We start from the raw sequence: 1,300 nt of genomic DNA, 5'->3' as shown, positions 1-1,300 counted from the left end.
ATAGCAAAAGGTACCTTAAAACAATGGCATCTGGAAGATATGGATAAGATTTCTAAAGATAAAAGTGTTGTATTGCTGGATGTGAGAACTGTAGGTGAGTTTAACAGGGGGCATATGGATGGATTCAGAAATATTCCTGTAGATGAACTAAGGGAACGTATCAATGAAATTGAGAAGGGAAAGCCTGTTTACTTGATATGCCAAAGTGGTCTGCGCAGCTACATTGCCAGCCGTATTCTGGAAGGAAACGGTTATGAAACATACAACTTCTCCGGTGGATTCCGCTTCTATGATGCAGTGGTTAATGACCGTGCGTTGATTGAAAGGGCATATGCATGTGGTATGGATTATTAAAAAATAATCACAATAATTTTATAATTTACTTGTAGCGTAAAAAGATCCCCCATTTATTAGAATGACTTTCACAATTCTGATAAATGGAGGATTCTTTAGATGTCATAGAAAAACAGTTTTATGATCTTTGTAGTGTTTCCAGTCTTTTCGAATCAAGGATGGTGATTTTGCCGCGTGAGAGTTTGACGAGACCATCGCCCTGAAAGTATCGAAGCATTCGAGTGATCACTTCCCTGTGGGAACCAAGATGGTTTGCGATAGTTTCGTGAGTGATTTTCAGTTCATTTGTTCCTTCGATAGAGGTCTCTTCTAAAAGAAATGAAGCAACACGCTTATCCAAACTCTTCCACATGATCTGTTCAATCAGCCACATGACATCAGAAAAACGGCTAGCCATTAATTCATTGGTATAGTTTGCGACGGGAGCCGATTCCTTCATGATGTCCTTATAGATTTCAGCAGGGATGATCCAAAGATCAGTATCTTTTTCTGCTTCAATGGTTACTTCAAATTGAATGGACTGCATGATACATGAGGCGGATAAAAGACACATATCCATATCGAACAGGCGGTAAAGTGTAATTTCTCGTCCTTCATCTGAAAGTATGTAAGTTCGAAGCTGCCCGGATTTAACCAGTAATAATCCAGTACAATCCAGGTTTCCGTTGTGAATGATCGTTCCTTTTTTTACATCCCGTGTAATCAAATTGTCTGAAATTACTTTTTTCTGTGCTGTATTTAAGTCATTCCATAGTGGAAAATAATTTTCGAAGCTCATAACAGTTATCTCCTTTACGAACATAGTATACTTACTTTTTTTAGATGCGTCAATTATATAATTGACATATGCCATAAATAAAAATATACTGACTATAGTACATGACTGTTGTGAATATGAGGGAGGGATAAATAATGCAGGGAGATGTCAGTTTTACATTTTTGGACC

Annotated in this window: 2 protein-coding genes; one reads left to right on the top strand and one right to left on the bottom strand. The window is 37.5% G+C overall.

All coding sequences use genetic code 11. The features are described 5' to 3' along the window. Positions 1–354, top strand: a 354-nt coding sequence (locus tag LIR34_RS17480) for a rhodanese-like domain-containing protein (protein WP_265107751.1), incomplete at its 5' end; no start/stop codon positions are given. Between the two features lie 118 nt (positions 355–472). On the opposite strand, the gene LIR34_RS17475 is transcribed toward LIR34_RS17480, so the two are convergent. Continuing rightward, positions 473–1,156, bottom strand: coding sequence for a Crp/Fnr family transcriptional regulator (locus LIR34_RS17475; RefSeq protein ID WP_044924472.1), 684 nt, complete (start codon positions 1,154–1,156; stop codon positions 473–475). Positions 1,157–1,300 lie beyond the last annotated feature (144 nt).

Source organism: Blautia sp. MSK17_66 (genome assembly GCF_020538025.1).
Lineage (GTDB): Bacteria > Bacillota > Clostridia > Lachnospirales > Lachnospiraceae > Blautia_A.
This window is presented reverse-complemented; position numbering and strand designations above follow the sequence as displayed.